Genomic DNA, 1,182 nt, shown 5'->3' with positions numbered 1-1,182 from the left:
GAGGCCCGAGACCGCGGCACGTCGGCCCGTCTACAAGGAAGTTCACTGATGAATCCCCTCCCGAAGGACCGGCTGCATCGGCGCCTGCCGTGGATCTTGCTGCTGGCCACCGCCATAAGCGGTTGCTCGAAGCCCAGTCCCCCTTCTACCCCCTCTCCCGCAATCGTCGCCCCTAACGCCACGGGCGATTCGCCCCGGCTGCTGGCGATGGCGCGCGGCAAGGTCGAGGTGCGCGGCGGCTTGCTCGATGTCGTGTCTCCCCTGAATGGCGAGATCGAAACCCTGGACGTGGGCGAAGGCGATCTCGTGCAACGCGGTCAGGTGCTGCTGAAGCTGGCATCCGAGCAAGCGCGCATGGAGGCCGACCTCGCCCAAGCCGACCTGCAACTGGTGCAGGCGCGCAAGCATGCCCAGGCCGCGCGCCTGCCCGCCGCACGTCAACTGGCCCGACGCATGGACGAGGCGGCCCGTGCGGGAGCCCTCGATCCGCAGCGTACCGAAGAAGCGCTTCAGGCCCAGCGCGACATCGAGGCGGCCATGCGTGTGTTGGAGGCGGAAATCGCCATCGCGCGCCAGAAGGTGGACCTCGCGCGTCTGGCCGTCCGGCACCACACGATCACGGCACCCCACGACGCCATCGTGCTCAAGCTCAATGTCCAGGCCGGCGCCCGTGTCGCAGCCCAGGGAGCGCCCCCGCTGATGGTTCTCATGCCGCAGCGCGCGCTGATCGTGCGAGCCGAACTCAACGAGAGCTACGTGGCGAGCGTCAAACCCGGCATGCGCGCCACCATCCAGATCGAGCGCGACGCCCATGACGGCGCCGAACCGGCGCAAGTCGCCGCGCACGTGCTGCGTCTGAGCGCCGCCTATGGGCCGAGCCGCCTCGACGACGAGACGCCTCAGCGTACGGGCCTGCGCGTGGTGGACTGCATTCTTGAACTTGATCCGGCAGCCGCTTCGAGGCTGCGCCCGGGTCGCAACGTGAGGGTGAGCTTCTATGAGTGAGTCATTTCAAATCGCGTCGCGTGCAGCGGCAACTTGCACCACGCCGTCAGCCGGCTGGACCATCCAATGCGATTTCGATGGAACGATCAGCGTCGAGGATGTCACGGACAGCTTGCTGCGGCGCTTTGGCGGTCGTGGCTGGCAGGCGCTGGAGAAGGCTTGGGAAAGCGGTCAGAT

1 protein-coding gene is annotated in these 1,182 nt (G+C 67.3%); it reads left to right on the top strand.

Translation table 11 applies throughout. The features are described from left to right. The first annotated feature begins 48 nt into the window (after window positions 1-48). The gene (locus ACSFA3_RS24610) at window positions 49-1,005 is read left to right on the top strand and encodes an HlyD family secretion protein (protein ID WP_435462815.1); all 957 of its coding nucleotides are present in this window, start codon (window positions 49-51) and stop codon (window positions 1,003-1,005) included. The last annotated feature ends 177 nt before the right edge of the window (window positions 1,006-1,182 follow it).

The organism is Variovorax glucosi, from assembly GCF_051216695.1.
In the GTDB taxonomy this organism is placed as follows: domain Bacteria; phylum Pseudomonadota; class Gammaproteobacteria; order Burkholderiales; family Burkholderiaceae_C; genus Variovorax.
The sequence above is the reverse complement of the archived record's forward strand: the minus strand, read 5'-3'. Positions and strand labels throughout refer to the sequence as shown.

Coding starts and splice junctions, on each gene's coding strand:
- ACSFA3_RS24610 (WP_435462815.1), top strand. CDS start 49: ATGAATCCCCTCCCGAAGGACCGGCTGCATCGGCGCCTGCCGTGGATC.